The sequence below is a fragment of the Sodalis praecaptivus genome (assembly GCF_000517425.1).
Taxonomy (GTDB): domain Bacteria; phylum Pseudomonadota; class Gammaproteobacteria; order Enterobacterales; family Enterobacteriaceae; genus Sodalis_A; species Sodalis_A praecaptivus.
Genome location: NZ_CP006569.1, coordinates 1,245,537 through 1,263,135, shown reverse-complemented (window position 1 = coordinate 1,263,135; position 17,599 = coordinate 1,245,537). Strand labels below are relative to the sequence as shown.

The 17,599-nt window shown below is 60.6% G+C and carries 12 protein-coding genes; 3 read left to right on the top strand and 9 right to left on the bottom strand.

Annotation, left to right across the window (positions count from 1 at the left end; all coding sequences use genetic code 11):
- Positions 1-44: 44 nt before the first annotated feature.
- A complete protein-coding gene (gene iscR / locus SANT_RS05630; RefSeq protein WP_025421325.1) occupies positions 45-542 on the bottom strand; it encodes a Fe-S cluster assembly transcriptional regulator IscR in 498 nt (165 codons plus the stop codon).
- Positions 543-949: 407 nt separating this feature from the next.
- Positions 950-1,717, bottom strand: a complete 768-nt coding sequence (trmJ, locus tag SANT_RS05625) for a tRNA (cytosine(32)/uridine(32)-2'-O)-methyltransferase TrmJ (RefSeq protein ID WP_025421324.1) — start codon at positions 1,715-1,717, stop codon at positions 950-952.
- A gap of 117 nt (positions 1,718-1,834) precedes the next feature.
- On the opposite strand from trmJ, the gene suhB reads away from it, so the two are divergent.
- Together suhB and idnO are read left to right on the top strand one after the other, a co-directional pair.
- On the top strand, positions 1,835-2,638 hold the full coding sequence (suhB, locus tag SANT_RS05620; protein ID WP_025421323.1) for an inositol-1-monophosphatase: 804 nt from the start codon (positions 1,835-1,837) through the stop codon (positions 2,636-2,638).
- A gap of 318 nt (positions 2,639-2,956) precedes the next feature.
- Complete coding sequence (gene idnO / locus SANT_RS05615; protein WP_025421322.1) at positions 2,957-3,721, top strand: gluconate 5-dehydrogenase; 765 nt, start codon at positions 2,957-2,959, stop codon at positions 3,719-3,721.
- Here the strand turns inward: idnO and SANT_RS05610 are convergent, their stop codons facing one another.
- Entirely contained in the window at positions 3,722-4,861 is a 1,140-nt protein-coding gene (locus SANT_RS05610) for a nickel/cobalt transporter (RefSeq protein WP_025421321.1), read from the bottom strand.
- 305 nt (positions 4,862-5,166) lie between these two features.
- Between SANT_RS05610 and csiE the strand changes: the two genes are divergently transcribed.
- Entirely contained in the window at positions 5,167-6,420 is a 1,254-nt protein-coding gene (gene csiE, locus SANT_RS05605; protein WP_025421320.1) for a stationary phase inducible protein CsiE, read from the top strand.
- Between the two features lie 262 nt (positions 6,421-6,682).
- On the opposite strand, the gene glyA is transcribed toward csiE, so the two are convergent.
- The 6 genes from glyA to purL form a co-directional block, all read right to left on the bottom strand.
- Positions 6,683-7,936 carry a serine hydroxymethyltransferase gene (gene glyA / locus SANT_RS05600; protein WP_025421319.1) on the bottom strand — a complete coding sequence of 418 codons (1,254 nt, stop codon included), beginning with the start codon at positions 7,934-7,936 and terminating at the stop codon, positions 6,683-6,685.
- 372 nt (positions 7,937-8,308) lie between these two features.
- Positions 8,309-8,647 (bottom strand): nitrogen regulatory protein P-II, encoded by a 339-nt coding sequence (gene glnB / locus SANT_RS05590; RefSeq protein WP_025246230.1) that lies wholly within the window; start codon positions 8,645-8,647, stop codon positions 8,309-8,311.
- 60 nt (positions 8,648-8,707) lie between these two features.
- A complete protein-coding gene (glrR, locus tag SANT_RS05585) occupies positions 8,708-10,045 on the bottom strand; it encodes a two-component system response regulator GlrR (protein WP_025421317.1) in 1,338 nt (445 codons plus the stop codon).
- Positions 10,042-11,106, bottom strand: coding sequence for a hypothetical protein (locus tag SANT_RS22865; protein ID WP_081730420.1), 1,065 nt, complete (start codon positions 11,104-11,106; stop codon positions 10,042-10,044). The genes glrR and SANT_RS22865 overlap by 4 nt, the downstream gene beginning before the upstream one ends.
- A 3-nt stretch (positions 11,107-11,109) precedes the next feature.
- On the bottom strand, positions 11,110-12,543 hold the full coding sequence (locus SANT_RS05575; RefSeq protein ID WP_025421315.1) for a sensor histidine kinase: 1,434 nt from the start codon (positions 12,541-12,543) through the stop codon (positions 11,110-11,112).
- A gap of 1,088 nt (positions 12,544-13,631) precedes the next feature.
- Positions 13,632-17,519 (bottom strand): phosphoribosylformylglycinamidine synthase, encoded by a 3,888-nt coding sequence (gene purL / locus SANT_RS05570; protein ID WP_025421314.1) that lies wholly within the window; start codon positions 17,517-17,519, stop codon positions 13,632-13,634.
- Positions 17,520-17,599: the final 80 nt, after the last annotated feature.

Here is a 17,599-nt window from a genome sequence, read left to right as displayed (position 1 = left end):
GCGTTAACTCCGGGCATCAATAACGACGAATGCCCTTATTGTACTCAAGCGCGCAGGTTGACGTTAATCGTTTCCTGCGGTCGACCGTTGGCGATCGGACGGCGCGTATCATTATCTTGACGATCGGCGACATCGAGAATCTCTTCATTACTGACCAGCTCGGCCAGTGTGATGTTGTTAAGAAACTCGCTAATGCGTACGCTAAGGTCGCGCCAAAGGGTATGGGTCAGGCAACGATCGCCGCCTTGACAGCCCTCTTTACCCTGGCAGCGGGTGGCGTCCACCGACTCATCCACGGCGGTGATAATCGCGCCGACGGCAATCTGATCAGAGTCGCGACCCAGCAAATAACCTCCACCCGGCCCTCGGACGCTCGCCACCAGCTCATGCTTGCGCAGGCGGGAGAAGAGCTGCTCCAAATAGGAAAGGGAAATGCCTTGGCGCTCGGAAATCTCGGCGAGCGGCACGGGACCCTTGCCGGAGTGCAGGGCGACATCAAGCATGGCGGTAACCGCGTAGCGGCCTTTGGAAGTCAGTCTCATGATCAGAATACCGGTGAAAATAACGTAGCAAAAGTCTGCCATTCCTGACTAAAGTAGTCAACTATTTAACCGAGTAATTTGCTCAAGTATTTATTCCCTTCCGCCGGCTGCGTTTTCAGCGGCCACCGGCGAGAAGCCGTCCTCGGCGGAGGAGGCTGACCGCGGCGAAAGCGCGCGATGTCGCCGACAACAGCTGTGGGCATCGGGGATAGGTCAATCCCGCACGCGGCACCGTCAGCGGCCGGGATGGGCTAACGTCTCCGGGCGCTCGCTGTAGGAATTCGGAATAGGTCGATACTTAAGGCGAGCACAGCCGGCGTTCAGCATAAACCCATCCGCCGTGCGGGCACCAATGGCATCCATACTAAGTCAATCCTCCAGGCGAGCGCCGCCACGATCAGAATTCATCATTCCTCCGGGCGAGCGTCGCCGTCATCCGCAGGGGGCGTTTGCGGCGTTTGCGGATGCTCGATGGAGGTCAACATGCCACGTAGGATATTCAGCTCCTGGCTTTCCGGCCGCGCGCGATTGAACAGCCGACGCAGCTTATTCATTACCCGTCCCGGATGGGCGCGACGGATGAAACCGGTTGTACTCAGCACATGCTCCAAATGTTGATAAAATCGCTCCAGATCTTCTGCCAGAGGATAAACCGAGGCGTCCGGCGCCGTCGCGTCCTGGCGCTGACTTTCCAGCCAGGCGACGCGGACTTCATACGCCAAAATCTGCACCGCCATCGCCAAGTTGAGGGAGCTGTACTCCGGATTGGCCGGGATCTGGACATGGAAATGGCATTTTTGCAATTCGTCATTGGTCAGGCCAACGCGCTCACGGCCAAACAAGAGCGCTACCGGGGCCTGCGCCGCCTCCTGCACGCTTTTCACGCCGCACTCACGCGGCTCCAGCATCGGCCAGGGGAGCGTACGGGAACGGGCGCTGGTTCCCACCACCAGGCTACAGCCGGCCAGCGCCTGGTCGAGATGGTCAACCAGGGTAGCATTGCCGATAATGTCACTGGCGCCGGCGGATAAGGCGATGGCCTGTGAATCGGGCTTATGCAGAGGATTGACCAAGTAGAGGTTGTTTAACCCCATGGTTTTCATCGCGCGGGCGGTAGAGCCAATATTGCCGGTATGAGACGTTTCAACCAGTACGATGCGGATATTGTGCAGCATAATCTTACAAGTCAGAGGAAATGTGGGCGATAGGGTAGCATAGCCGTAGGTTTTTTGCTGACGCTCTGCTATACTCCGCGCCGTTTTAGTTCTTTAACATCTTAGTGGACGATATCCATGCATCCGATGCTCAACATCGCCATTCGCGCTGCGCGAAAGGCGGGTAATTTAATTGCCAAACATTACGAAACCCCTGATGCCGTCGAAGCCAGCCAGAAAGGCGACAACGACTTTGTCACTAACGTTGACCGCGAAGCGGAACGTTTGATTGTTGAAGTTATCCGCAAGTCCTACCCGCAGCACGCCATTATCGGCGAAGAGAGCGGCGAGCTGGCCGGCGAAGACACCGACGTACAATGGATTATCGACCCACTGGATGGTACCACCAACTTTATCAAGCGTTTCCCCCACTTTGCCGTTTCCATTGCCGTGCGCATTAAAGGCCGCACGGAAGTGGCCGTGGTCTACGATCCGATGCGCAATGAGCTGTTCACCGCCTCCCGCGGCCAGGGCGCTCAGTTGAACGGCTATCGCCTGCGCGGCGGTAGCGCACGCGATCTGGACGGCACCATTTTGGCCACCGGTTTTCCTTTCAAGCAGAAACAGCATGCCAACAGCTATATCGCCTTGGTAAGCAAACTGTTCGTACAGTGCGCGGATTTCCGCCGCACCGGCTCCGCGGCGCTGGATCTTGCCTATGTGGCCGCCGGCCGCGTGGACGGTTTTTTTGAAATCGGCCTGAAGCCCTGGGACTTTGCCGGCGGTGAATTGCTGGTGCGCGAGGCGGGCGGTCTGGTCACCGATTTTACCGGTGGCCATAATCACCTGCTTTCCGGCAATATTGTCGCAGGTAATCCCCGCGTCGTGAAAGCCATGCTTTCGACCATGCGTGACGAGTTGAGCGAAGCGCTGAAGCGCTAAGCTTTTATCCAGGGCCGGCACATCGCCGCCGGCCCTGGCGTCACGGGCGCAACGCCTGGTGCCGTTCAACAGGTTCGTTATCTCGCTCCCCTCTTTCCGTTGCCGCGCTATTTCCCTCCCGTTACCGTTTCCCTGTCCAAAATCGCCGTTGCCCCGGTCTGACTTGCCGTTTAGCGCTTCCTCGGGTTCATTTTGCCCTTCCGCCCACGCAAGGTCATTCCCATGCCGGTCAAATCATGGTAGAGAAGTCCTCTGGGGGAAAAGCGCCGCGGCGATCTCTCCGACTGTCTCACCTACTCGTCAACAAAGGAGGACTGGATGCATGATCTGTTTGATTTAACGGGAAAACGGGCGCTCATCACCGGCGGTGCCCGGGGGATTGGGTATCTGCTGGCCAGCGGCCTCGGCCGCTATGGCGCCAGCGTTATCGTGACGGCGACGACCACGGCGAACGCCGAGCGGGCCGCGGAGCAACTGCGCGCCGAGGGCCTGGACGCACTGGGCGTGTGCTTTGATATTACCGATGGCGCCGAGGTCAGCCGCGCGATTGAGAAACTGGAGCAGTGCCAGGGTCCGATCGACATATTGATCAATAATGCGGGTATTCAGCGCCGGCATCCGCTGCTGTCGTTCCCCGAAGCCGACTGGGATGAGATTATCAATGTAAACCAGAAAGCGGTATTTCTGGTTTCTCAACAGGTGGCAAAGCGGATGGTGACGCGCCGCCGAGGCAAAATCATCAACATCGGCTCGATGCAAAGCGAGCTTGCCCGACCCAACATTACCCCTTACGCCGCCGCGAAAGGGGCGGTCAAAATGCTGACCCGTGGGATGTGCGCCGAACTTGCGCCCTACAATATCCAGGTCAACGGTATCGCGCCAGGCTATTTCAAAACCGAAATGACCACCTCGCTGGCGCAGGACGACGCGTTCAACACCTGGTTATTCCAGCGGACGCCCGCCGGGCGCTGGGGAGACCCCCAGGAATTGATCGGCGCGGCGGTGTTCCTCGCCTCCCCCGCCGCCGATTTCGTCAACGGTCATCTGCTGTTTGTCGACGGCGGCATGGCGGCGGTGGTGTAATCAGACGCTAAACGGGCGGATACCGCTTACCATCTCCGGCACCGCGCTGAAATATAGCAGCGCGCCCGCCCCCACCAATAGCACCCCGCCGGCGAGCGCCAGCGTTGTCCATACCACATTTCGCCACAGCGACGGCGCGCGCGGCGTTATCAGCCGTTCGGCGATGCTACGGCCGAAGAACACCAGCAGCGCCAGCGCTAACAGCGTCAGCGCCGTACCCGCGGCCATCATCAGCGCGGACGAGACGCCCCAGGCATACACGCCGATCACTTTGGCGAACAGCAGCACCAACACCGCGCCGGAGCAAGGGCGCAGTCCCATGGACACCACCACGGCGGCGCGATCGTACCAGCCGTCGGCCGCCCGCAACTCCTCATCCCGCGGCAAATGGCGGTGCCCACAGCCGCAATCCGCGTGATGGTGATGGTCCAACGATGTCAATGCCCGGATTACCGGCGCCTTCTCCTGTGCCGCAGCAGCCCCGGAGACCAGCGTCTCATCCTGCACCGCGGCCGCCCGTAAGCTCAGCGCCTTATCCGGCGCCGCGGTCGCCCGCTCTACCGGCGCCTTCTCCTGTGCCGCAGCAGCCCGCAATAGCCGCTGTAAGCGCTTAAGCGCGCGCCAGCACAGCCAGAGGCCCAGGCCTCCCACCAGGACAAAACTGGCCTTTTCCAGCCAGAACTGGCCAAGATGAAGCGTGCGCGAAGACAGGCGCAGCAGATTCAGCGTCAGGGTGACCAGTATTATCGCCATCGAGCCCTGTAACAGGGCGGCGGCCAGCGTCATCAGCAAACTTTGCCGCAGCCGGGAACGGTGGGTGGCGAGATAGGTAGTAATCACGACTTTGCCGTGGCCCGGTCCGACCGCGTGCAGGATGCCATAGACGAAACTGAACAGCAGCAGCGTGGCGCCATAATGGTGTGGATTGCCTTGTACCTCCTGCAACAGCACGACCATGTGCTGGTGCAGTTGCTTTTGCCACTGGACCATTTGCAACAGTATCTGCGGCCAGCGTAGCCAGATCACGTGCCCCGCCGCCGCCAGCGCCCCTAAAAAAACCCCTAGCGGCCATAAATTCAGCCAAACGCGAAACGAACGAAATTCCCCCGGCCGCAGCGCGCGATCGTTAGTTTTTGTCACACCTTCTCCCGGCGGGCGCTCGATGCCCTCAACCTGATAATGTTATAAAATAACATAACTTAGACGAGGATCCATCCCTGGTTTCACCAGACCGGCAAGCGTCACGGCCGCACGGGCCGAGCCGAGAAAGAGGCGGCGAGGCTGGAATGGAAAAAGTGACTCCAAAAAAAGAAATTCTAACGCGGCCAAGCGGAAAAATGTGACGCGGCTTAAAGCTGTAAAACAAAAAACGCCACGCCGGTAAACGAGCGGGGGCGGTTGACTATGATTAAGGCTATTACGATAACCAAAAGGTTATACGACCCATGAGTCCGCCCACTTCACAGGCGCCCGCGCTGTCCGCTTCCGGCAGGCGCAGCCATCTGTTGCTGCTGCTGTATTCGGCGACGGCGCCTTGCTCGCTGACGCAGCTGGCGCATCAATGCGGGACGGATCCCGAGACCACACAACGCGATCTCGCGCAACTCGACGCCGAAATCGGCACGCTGTATCGGCTCGCCCTGCGCCGCCGGGAGGAGGAATACCGTATTGAGGGCAACATACTCAATCATCGGTTGTGTCTGTTCGAGGGTCTACGTCGGGCGCTGCGGTTGTGCCCCGATCGCGTCGAACGCGATTTCACCGCGGCGCTGACCCAGCAGTGGCATAGCCTGCCGCCCGCGCTGCAATTTCCACCGTCGCGCCTGACGGACGCGCTTGAGCGCCTTTTACCCCTATTGCCCGTGCAACGTGCCGAAAGTAACCGCCAGTTCCTCACGCTCTGGCTGCGTTATCTACTGTTACAGTGCCACCGCCAGCAGACGCCGGCGTTCAATCAGCATCAGCGGCAATGGCTTAGCCAGAAACAAGCGTACCCGGCGGTGCAGGCAGCGTTTCGCGACTGGTCGCTGCCGGACAGCGAAGTGTTCGGGCTCACGCTGCTGATCAGTTTGCTGAAGCATCCTGAGCCCGCCGATCCGAACTCAGCCGACGATCGGCGGCTGAGCCAGGCGGTCGCGCGACTTATCAGCCGTTTCGCGCAGCTTTCCGGTAGAACGTTTCCCCACGAGGGCCCGCTGGCGGAACAGCTGTTTTTCCATTTGAGCGCCGCGTTGGAACGCTGCCATTTCCACATGGGCATCGATAGCAGCCTGCAAAGCGAAGTAGAGGAAAAATATCCCAGTCTGCTGCGCGCTACCCGCGCGGCGATGATACCGCTGGAAGCGGAGTATCGTATTCGTTTCAGCCGAGAGGAGATGGGTCTGATTGCGGTCATCTTCGGCGCCTGGTTGATGCAAGAGACGGATTTGCAGGAAAAACAGGTGGTGATTTTAAGCCAATCAGAGGGAGAGCAGGAACGCAAACTGGAGCTGCAAATTCGGGAACTGACGCTGTTGCCGCTGAATATCAAATTTCAATCGGTCACCGAATTTCAGGCGCGCGGCGCGCCGAAAAATACCGTGCTGGTGATTACCCCGTTCCAGATGCAATTGCCCTTATACTCGCCGCCGCTGCTGCAGGTGCGCATACCGCTGCCGCAGGCGCAGCGCCAGCGGATCCGCGATCTGCTCGAATCCTGAATCCCGACTGCGATACTGCCGAGCCGGTGCCGTATCGCCTGCGCGTCCTGAGACAACCTCGGCCCGCGCTGGCCGACGGGCGGCGCGTGGCCCGAAAAACGCCGGGCCGACAATCGGCGGCGAGGGTAGCCCAAGCGCGCCTCGGCGCTGCCAGGACCTCCAAAAAAACCGGCCCCGCGGGGGGCCGGTTAGCCGTTTGTGACGGGGGTGCGCCAGCAAGCGCCGAGCAGTCCCCTTGTTTCGTTAGTACCGTCCGCTACCGTCAGGCGTAAACGGGATGACGAGCACAGATATCCAGCACTTTATTTTTAGTCCGTTCAATCACCGCGTCATCGTTGATATTTTCCAGCACGTCGCACATCCAGCCGGCCAATTCACGCACATCGGCCTCGGTAAAACCGCGGCGGGTGACCGCCGGCGTGCCGATACGCACCCCGGAGGTAACGAACGGGCTTTTTGGATCGTTCGGCACGCTGTTCTTGTTGACGGTGATATTGGCACGGCCCAGCGCCGCATCCGCCTCTTTTCCGGTCAGGTTTTTATCTACTAAATCCAGCAAGAACAGGTGATTATCGGTAGCGCCGGAGACGACTTTGAACCCGCGCGACAAGAAAACTTCCACCATGGCCTTGGCATTTTTGGCCACCTGCTGCTGGTAGGTTTTGAACGCGGGCTCCATCGCCTCTTTCAGCGCCACCGCCTTGGCGGCGATCACGTGCATCAACGGACCGCCCTGCGCGCCGGGGAACACGGCAGAGTTCAGCTTTTTGTACAGCTCTTCGCTGCCGCCTTTGGCCAGGATCAAACCGCCGCGGGGGCCGGCCAGCGTCTTGTGGGTCGTGGTGGTCACCACGTGCGCGTGGGGCACCGGGTTCGGATACACGCCGGCGGCGATAAGACCCGCCACGTGGGCCATATCCACGAACAGATAAGCGCCGATACTGTCGGCGATTTGCCGCATTTTGGCCCAGTCCACCACGCCGGAATAAGCGGAGAAACCACCGATAATCATTTTCGGCTGATGGGTTTTCGCCAGTTCGGCCAGCTGCTCATAATCGATATGGCCGCTCTCATCGATACCGTAAGGCACGATATTGTACAATTTGCCGGAGAAATTGACCGGGGAGCCGTGGGTCAAATGACCGCCGTGCGCCAGATTCATCCCCAGCACGGTATCGCCCGGCTGCAGCAAGGTGGTATAAACGGCGAAGTTGGCTTGCGATCCCGAATGCGGCTGAACATTGGCATAATCGGCGCCAAACAGCGCTTTGGCGCGATCGATGGCCAACTGCTCCACCACGTCGACATATTCACATCCGCCGTAGTAGCGCTTGCCGGGATAGCCTTCCGCGTACTTATTGGTCAACTGTGAGCCCTGGGCCTGCATAACGCGCGGGCTGGTGTAGTTTTCAGATGCAATCAGTTCAATGTGCTCTTCCTGGCGCACCACTTCCTGCTCCATTGCCTGCCACAGTGCGGCATCATAATCTGCAATGTTCATATCACGCTTTAACATCTGTTTCTCCTGACTCTCAGCTAACCTACTACGGCGATTAAATTAGGGGGAATGACCGGCCGTCAGTGTAATCTTTTTTGCCACATTTCCGAAAGGGTCCAGCGCCGCTTTTTACGCAAACGATTTCCTTTAAACGGCCGCATCCAGCCTGTAGCCGCCCCCCGGGCCACATCGCGAAATATTTTCATCGCGAAGGCGGAAAAATTCATGCGCGCCCCCCGCAGACATCCGGTGCGTTGCGCGCTCACGGCGCCCACGCCTACGCTTACCGCCTACGCGTGGCGATATTGCCGAGAGGCATCCTGTGCCGCTCCTCGGGCGCCGGCGCAACGGCGTCGGTGTTCCAATGGCTTCGGCCGCCGGCAGCGTGCCTCAGATGGCTTCTTCGTCTTGCTCGCCGGTACGGATGCGCACGACGCGGGCGACGTCGAAGACAAAAATTTTGCCGTCGCCGATCTTGCCGGTCTGTGCGGTATGCATAATAGTGTCGACGCAGCTGTCGACGATATCATCCGGCACCACCAGTTCAATTTTCACCTTGGGCAGGAAATCCACCATGTACTCCGCGCCGCGGTACAATTCAGTATGCCCTTTTTGCCGGCCAAATCCTTTCACCTCGGTTACCGTCATCCCGGTAATGCCGACTTCGGCCAGCGCTTCGCGCACGTCATCCAATTTAAAGGGTTTGATTATCGCATCAATTTTTTTCATTACTTCACCTACTTGGTCGATTACCGGCGCTCGCCGTCGATCATCGGAAACGAGGGCCGATCAATGTTTAAAATCATTCGGGTCCAGCGTGTGGCGGGACAAGAGTTTATAAAATTCTGTACGGTTGCGACCAGCCATCCGTGCGGCCTGCGTCACATTTCCGCGGGTTATCTGCAATAGCTTGCGTAAATAGCGCAACTCGAATTGATGGCGCGCCTCGGCGAAGGTCGGCATCACCGTGGTATCATCCGCCAGCGCCTGCGCTACCAGCGCATCACCGATGACCGGCGTGGAGGTTAACGCCACACACTGTTCTATCACGTTCACCAGTTGGCGTACATTACCGGGCCAGCCGGCGGCCACCAGTCGTCTCATGGCATCGGCGGAAAAACTGCGCACGAAGGGTTTATGGCGCTGCGCCGCCATACGTAATAAATGCTGCGCCAGCAGGGGGATATCCTCGGCCCGTTCGTGCAAGGGCGGCAGTTTCAGGCTGACGACATTCAATCGATAATAGAGATCCTCGCGGAACTCCCCCGCCGCCATCGCCTTCGGCAAATCGCGATGGGTAGCGGACAAAATGCGCACATCGATAGCGCGATCGCGATCGCTGCCGAGCGGGCGTACCTTGCGCTCTTGCAGTACCCGCAGCAATTTGACCTGCAACGACAGCGGCATATCGCCGATTTCATCAAGAAATAGCGTCCCCCCGTCGGCGGCCTGGAATAACCCTTCACGCTGACTGACCGCGCCGGTGAAAGCGCCGCGGGCATGGCCGAACAGTTCGGACTCCAGCAGCGGCTCCGGTAAGGCACCGCAGTTTATTGCCACGAACGGGGCATGGGCGCGCGGGCTGGCGGCGTGGATCGCTTTTGCCAAAATCTCTTTGCCGGTGCCGCTCTGCCCGCTTAGCAGGATGCTGACGTCCGACTGGGCGACCATCTTCGCTTGCTCCAGCAGGCGCAGCATGAGCGGGCTGCGGGTAACGATGGCCTCCCGCCAGCGTTCATCGCTGGCGGGTTGGGTCAACGCCAGCGCTTCGTCGATGGCGCGATAAAGCGCGTCGCGATCCACCGGTTTGGTCAGAAAACTGAACACCCCTTCCTGGGTCGCCGACACCGCTTCCGGGATCGAGCCGTGGGCGGTGAGTATGATCACCGGCAGGCCGGGCTGCTGCTGCTGTATGGCCTTGAACAGCGCGATACCGTCCATTTCGTCCATGCGCAAATCGCTGATGACCAAGTCGATTTTATTGCGCAGCAGCTGCCGCAGCGCCTCTGGGCCGTTTTCCGCGGTCGTGACCGTGAACCCCTCGCTGGTCAGCCTCATGCCCAGCAGCTTCAGCAGGCTGGTATCATCATCCACCAGCAATAAATTGGCGTGTTTGCGCGTTCTCATTGGCGTGGCTCCCCGGCCTCCGGCGCCGCAACAGGCGGACGGGCGGCCGCGGCAGGGGGGGCCGCCGCGCCGCCGTCGGGTGCGCTGGTGCCGTCACCCTTCGCGCTCTGTCGTTCGCTAGGCGGTTTGCCGCCGGGGGCAGCGAGTGCCGCGCCGGCGGGAGTGCCATTCGCGCCGCCGCCGAGTGCGCTTGTACCGTCATCCTTCGACGTCTGCCGTTCTTCGGACGGCGGTTTGTTGCCGGAGCCACCGAGTACCGCGCCGGCAGGAGCGGCATTCGCGCCGCCGCCGGCAGCGCTTGTGCCGCCCGCCTTCGGCGTCTGCCGTTCTTCGGACGGCGGTTTGCCGCTGCCGCCGTCGGAGGCGGCCGGGCCGTCATCGTCCGGCGTCTGCCATTTGCGCGATGATAGGCGCCGCTCGATATCGGTCAGATTTTGCAGCTTGCGGGCGGTAGCCGCCAGCTCCTGTTTAAGCTGCTGTTCGCGCGCCGTCAGCGCACGCATCTGCTTGTCGCTTTCCTGTTGCTGACGCTGGGCGCGGCTGCGCTCATCGGCCAATACCAGCCGTAGAGCCTGATGCTGGCGCCATAGCGTAAACAGGGGGTAGATGCCGGCCGGAAAGTTGTCGCGGTAGCTTAGCAGGCGATGATAGGCCCGCCGCCGCTCGGTCATGTCGATATCGGCGGCGTCCAGCAGAATGCTCTGGCGGAAACTGTCCTGCCAGCTTGCATCCTGATGTCGCCAGGCTTCCGCGCGCGCCTGCGCCGGCGTCATGCGCGGAGCACATTCCATCAGGCTTAACCAGTAGTCAGGTTTGTTCACCACCCCATCGTCACGCTGCCAGATGTCATCGCACACTTGTGCAAGCGTTGCCGGCGCCAAATGGGTGTGGGATCCCGGTACCTCGCTGAGCAACCGATGGCGGCCGCCGTCCTGCTGGCAGGCGGAGAGCAGCAGCGGCGCCAGCAACACCACCAGCGCGGCGCGCGGGCGGCAGACGGCCGACAAATGCCAAGAGAGGTAACGCGGGGTCTGCCGCGATGAACGTGCTGCTCCAGTCATGTATTAACCATTCTCGCCGGTTTGGGGGAGGGTAATGCGAAAGCAGACCGCGGCGTAATCCACGCTCACCAAATCGAGTTCACCGCGCATGCGGCGGATACAATCCCGAGCGATGCTCAATCCCAGTCCGCTGCCTTTCACCGCGCCTTTACGCTGGATGCTGCCTTGATAAAACGGCTCGAAAATCAGCGTCCGATCCGTTTGAGCGATAGGCGTCCCGCTATTGGCCAGCTCCAGCAGGACACGCTGCCCGCTGAGGCGGCTGCGGATCCAGATGTTACCGGATTCCTGGCCGTAGTGCACCGCATTGGAATACAGATTATCCAGCACCCGGCTTAAAAGCGCCGGCTGTGCCCGGCAATGGGTCACCTCAAGCGTTACGTGGTTCTGTATACCTTTGGCCCGCGCCGGCAGGCTGTGGGCGGCGATGACGCCCGCTACCATCGCCGCCAGATCGATCTCCTCAGCTCCAGAAGGGCCATCCGCCAACCGGCGATTATAATCCAGCAATTGTTCAATGAGTTGCTGCAAGTGGCGGCTGCTGCTATCGAGGATCGCTACCACGTCCTTCTGATCGGCGCTCAGCGGACCCGCCACTTCATCCGCCAGCAGTTCAGCCCCTTCGCGCAGGCTGGCGAGCGGCGTCTTTAATTCATGGGAAATATGGCGCAGAAACTCGTGGCGCTGGGATTCCAACCAGGCCAGACGCTCATTCAGCCAAATAATGCGCTGGGCCAGGGACTGAATTTCACGCGGCCCGCTAAACGGCGTATCCGCGGCCAGCGCTTGCCCCTCCCCCAGCCGGTTGATCATATTTTCCACCCGCTTCACCGGGCCGATAATCATACGGGTGAACAAGAATACCAGCGCCAAACTGAACAAAAACAGCAACAGCGCCAACCAGCCAAAAAAGCGCCCCTGTTCTGCGATGGCCTGCTGCAACTGGCGGCCGCGGGCAAAAATATTTTCGCGCGTCGCCTGCACCAATTCGCCGTTGGCGTGGGAAAAAGCCTCCAGCTGCGCCGAGGCCTGACCGCCCGGACCGCTGTTTTCACAAAGAAGTTTGTCAAGGGCGGCCAACAGGCTTTCGAGGCGCTGACGATAACGCGGATCCGGCAAAAGATCGCCGCGACCGCTTAGGGTCTGGAGATACTGCTGGCGCTGATTTTGGTACAAGCGCGCCAGCGTTGGGTCGTCAAGAACGCAATATTGGCGATAGCTGCGCTCCATTGCCAGCGCCAAACTGGTCATATTTTCGGTGCGCCGGGCGTCCGCCAGCGTCGAACGGTTGATCTCCGCCGCCTGCTCGCTCAGGGTATCCAGACTCTGCCAGGCTTGCCACGCCAGCAGCAGCAGCGGCAGTAGCACTAGGCTGAACGCCAGGATCACCAATTGACGCAGCGAACGGGGAAACGGACGCCACTTGTTCACGGTCATCGTCCTCAAAGGATTTACGGACAGGCCTTGATGCTAGCCGAGTGTCACCAGCAGGGAAAGAACAAAAAAGGCACTCGCCCGTGGGTCAAGTGCCTTAAAGGGTAAAAATTAGGGGGTGCCTCACTCAACGTGTCGCCCTGTGATTGTTAACGCCGCCGGAGCAACGATTAACGGTTACGTTGGACGGTAGGCACCGTACATTGGCATCATTCGGAAGATATGGAGCGTAAATAAGCTTCCCTCAGGACGCTGACATATCGAGATGAATGAGCGACTGAGTTAGATATAGCAGAAACCGTGCCACATCGCCAATAATACTTATAATATGTTGATTTACATGATTTTTTATTTATCTGTTGCCCAAGCAGAGCTGCAATCCAGACGGAAAACGAATAAAAATGTCGCCCTCGGGAGACAGAAATGGGCGATTTAATAAAAATTATTGAAAAACATGAAGATAAATGTCGCCTTTTAACGACAGTGAGACGAGCATCCTAGCGGAAAAAACGACAGAGGGAAGCCATCAGGCCAATAGCCGCTGCCGGGGCTATATACCCCCTGGGCCAAGCCCCGAGCCCAACAGCCCATAGGAATCCATGGGCCAAGCCCCGAACCCTACTGCCCATAGGTGTCCATGGGTGAAGCCCCGAGCCCGACAGCCCATTGGAGTCCATGGGCGAAGCCCCGAGCACGACAGCCCATAGGGGCCCATGGTCGAAGCCCCGAGCCCTACTGCCCATTGGAGTCTATGGGCGAAGCCCCGAGCACGACAGCCCATAGGAGCCCATGGTCGAAGCCCCGAGCCCTACAGCCCATAGGAATCCATGGTCGAAGCCCCGAACCCTACTGCCCATAGGTGTCCATGGGTGAAGCCCCGAGCCCTACAGCCCATAGGAATCCATGGTCGAAGCCCCGAACCCTACTGCCCATAGGAGTCCATGGGCGAAGCCCCGAGCCCGACAGCCCATAGGAGCATGGGCGAAGCCCCGAGCCAAATAGCCCATTGGCGCCGCCCGGGCAATAGCATCATCGCCCCAGGCCTATGTCTCCACGCCGGCCGCTCGCCGGCGCAGATTCGTCAGGCCGCGTTAGCCCAGTTGCTTGCGCGCGTTGCGGAACAGCCGCATCCAAGGGCCGTCTTCGCCCCACTCCGCGGGATGCCAGGAGTGACTGACGGTACGGAATACCCGTTCAGGATGCGGCATAGTCAACGTGACGCGTCCGCTGGCGTTGGTCACCGCAGTGATGCCATTGGGTGAGCCATTGGGGTTGGCGGGATAATTCTCCGTGACCTTACCGTAGTTGTCCACATACCGCAGCGCCACCAGGCCCGCATGCTCAAGCGCGGCCAAATGCGCCGCGTCGCGCAGCTCCACCAGACCTTCGCCGTGGGAGACGGCGATAGGCAGACGGGAGCCAACCATACCCTGCAACAGCAGCGACGGACTCTGGGTGACCTCCACCAGGCTGAACCGCGCCTCAAATCGTTCGGATTTATTGCGGACAAAGCGCGGCCACAACTCCGCTCCGGGGATCAGTTCACGCAAATTGGACATCATCTGACACCCGTTGCAGACCCCGAGCGCCAAGGTCTGCGGCCGGTGAAAGAACGCCTCGAACGCATCGCGCACCCGCGAATTGAACAAAATCGACTTCGCCCAACCTTCACCCGCACCCAAAACATCGCCATAGGAGAAACCGCCGCAGGCCACCAGCGTATGGAAATCGTCCAACGTCCGCGCACCGGCGAGCAGATCGCTCATATGCACATCGACAGCTTCAAAGCCCGCACGGTGGAAGGCGGCCGCCATCTCCACATGAGAATTCACGCCCTGCTCCCGCAGTACCGCAACTTTCGGCCGCGCGCCCCTGGCGATAAACGGTGCGGCGATATCATCGGCAGGATCGAAACTCAACGCTACCGTCAGGCCCGGATCGTTATCGTCCTGACGGGCCGCATGTTCCTGATCGGCGCTTTCGGGATTGTCGCGCAGCCGCTGCATCTGCCAGCTGGTTTCCGCCCACCAGGTTCTCAGGGTGGTGCGGCTCTCGCTGTAAAGCGGGCGCTCCCCGGCGCGCAGGATAAAGCGGTCGCCGGGCTGGGCCGTGCCCAGATAGTGCAGACACGCCTCCAGCCCCTCCTGGCGGAACAGGGCCGTTACCGCGTCGCGGTCGGCCGCGTCAATCTGGATAACCGCCCCCAATTCCTCATTAAACAGGGCGGCCAGCGTATCTTCCCCCAGTGTGCCGATATCGGCATCAATGCCGCAGTGGCCGGCAAACGCCATCTCCGCCAAGGTAACCAGTAAACCGCCGTCGGCGCGATCGTGGTAGGCCAACAGCGTTCCTTGCGCCACCAGCTGTTGCATAACGCGGAAGAAGCCGGCCAGTTGCCCGGCATCGCGCACGTCGGCGGTTTCGTCCCCGAGCTGGCGGTAAACCTGCGCCAGTGCGGTAGCGCCCAGCGCCTGATGCCCGGCGCCCAAATCAATAAGCAGCAGCGCATTATCGCGCGCCGGCTGTAATTGCGGCGTCACGGTCGCACGCACATCTTCCACCCGGGCGAACGCGGTGATAACCAGCGACAGCGGCGCGGTCATTTCCCGCTGCTCCGCTCCCTGCTGCCAGCGCGTTTTCATCGACATGGAATCCTTGCCCACCGGGATAGTCAGCCCCAGCGCCGGGCAAAGCTCCTCACCCACGGCTTTCACCGCCTGATACAGGCCGGCGTCTTCGCCGGGATGACCCGCGGCCGCCATCCAGTTGGCTGAAAGTTTCACCCGCTTGATCTCGCCGATGTGCGTCGCGGCCAGGTTGGTGAGCGCTTCGCCCACCGCCAGGCGGGCGGAAGCGGCAAAATTCAATAGCGCCACCGGCGCTCGCTCGCCAAGGGACATCGCCTCGCCGTAATAGCTGTCCAGGCTGGCGGTGGTAACGGCGCAGTCCGCCACCGGCACCTGCCAGGGTCCAACCATCTGATCGCGCGCCACCATGCCGGTTACGCTGCGATCGCCAATGGTGATAAGGAAGGTTTTTTCCGCCACCGCCGGTAGATGCAGCACGCGGTTAACCGCCTCGGCAAGGGTGATGCCGTCGCGGTTCAGCGCATGGCCCGCGGCCTGTAGGCTGACGGCGTCACGCAGCATTTTCGGCGTTTTGCCGAGCAGCACATCCAGCGGCAAATCAATCGGCCGGTCGCCGAAATGGTCGTCGTCCAGGCTGAGATGCAACGCTTGCGTTGCTTCGCCGATCACCGCATAGGGCGCGCGCTCGCGGCGGCAGATAGCGTCAAATTCCGCCAGCCGCTCCGGCGCGACCGCCATGACATAACGCTCTTGGGATTCGTTGCACCAGACTTCGAGCGGGCTCATGCCCGGTTCGTCATTGGGAATTGCGCGCAATTGGAAACGGCCGCCGCGCCCGCCGTCGCTGACCAGCTCCGGCATCGCGTTGGACAAGCCGCCGGCGCCCACGTCATGAATAAAGAGAATCGGATTCTCCTCGCCCCGCTGCCAGCAACGGTCGATAACTTCCTGGCAGCGGCGTTCCATTTCCGGATTGTCGCGCTGCACCGAGGCGAAATCCAGGTCGGCGTCTGACTGCCCGGAGGCCATCGAAGACGCCGCGCCGCCGCCGAGGCCGATATTCATCGCCGGTCCGCCCAGAACAATCAGCTTGGCGCCCACGCTGATTTCCCCTTTTTGCACGTGGGATGCGCGGATATTGCCGATGCCGCCGGCCAGCATCACCGGCTTGTGGTAACCCCGCAGCTCCACGCCGTTGTGGCTATCGACGCGCTCCTCATAGGTGCGGAAATAGCCGGTCAGCGCTGGGCGGCCGAATTCGTTGTTGAACGCGGCGCCTCCGAGCGGCCCGTCGGTCATGATATCCAGCGCGCTGACGATGCGCTCCGGGCGGCCGAAGTCTTCTTCCCACGGCTGCTCAAAGCCCGGGATGCGTAAATTGGAGACCGAAAAACCGACCAGACCGGCTTTCGGCTTGGCGCCTCGGCCGGTAGCGCCTTCATCGCGGATTTCGCCGCCGGAGCCGGTCGCCGCGCCGGGCCAGGGCGAGATGGCGGTCGGGTGGTTATGGGTTTCGACCTTCATCAAAATGTGCGCCGCTTCCTGATGGTAGTCATAGCGCCCCGCCTGCGCATCGGGAAAGAAACGCCCCACCGCCGATCCTTCCATCACCGCGGCGTTGTCTTTATAGGCGGACAACACAAACTCGGGCGTCTGCTCGTAGGTGTTTTTGATCATTTTGAACAGCGACTTGGTCTGCGGCTGGCCGTCGATAACCCAGTCGGCGTTGAAAATCTTGTGCCGGCAATGCTCTGAGTTGGCCTGCGCGAACATGTACAGCTCGACATCGCTGGGGTTACGCCCCAAACGGGTGAAGGCCGCGAAGAGATAATCGATTTCGTCCTGCGCCAGCGCCAGACCCAGCGCCAAATTGGCCGCCTCCAGCGCGCCGCGCCCTTCGCCCATCACGTCCACCAGCGTCACCGGCGCCGGCGCGTGCTGAGCAAATAACGCCTGCGCCTCCTCCAGACGGGTAAACACCGTTTCCATCATCCGATCGTGCAACAGGGCGGCGAGCTGGCGCCACTGGGGCTCACTCAGCCGCGGCGCCTGAATATAGTAGGCCAGACCACGCTCCAGACGCGTGACCTGGGGCAAGGCGCAGTTGTGGGCAATATCTGTCGCCTTCGACGACCAGGGAGACCGCGTGCCGGGTCGCGGCGTCACCAGCAATAGCCGCCCCTGCGGCTGATGTTCGGCGAGAGAAGGCCCGTATTGCAATAGTCGCTGCAGCCGATTTAACGCATCCTCGTCGAGCGCCGCGCTGACATCGGCGAAATGGATGTATTCGGCATAGATATCGTCGACCGGCAGACGGGCGTCCTGACAGCGGACCAGCAGCTTATTAATGCGAAATGCGGACAGAGCGGGGGAACCGCGCAATATTTCCATAGTAACAGATCTCTCGTTTTGAACCGCCGGCCGCGGGTGTGTGGCTCGACCATTCATGGGGCGCAACAACAGGGGAAAAC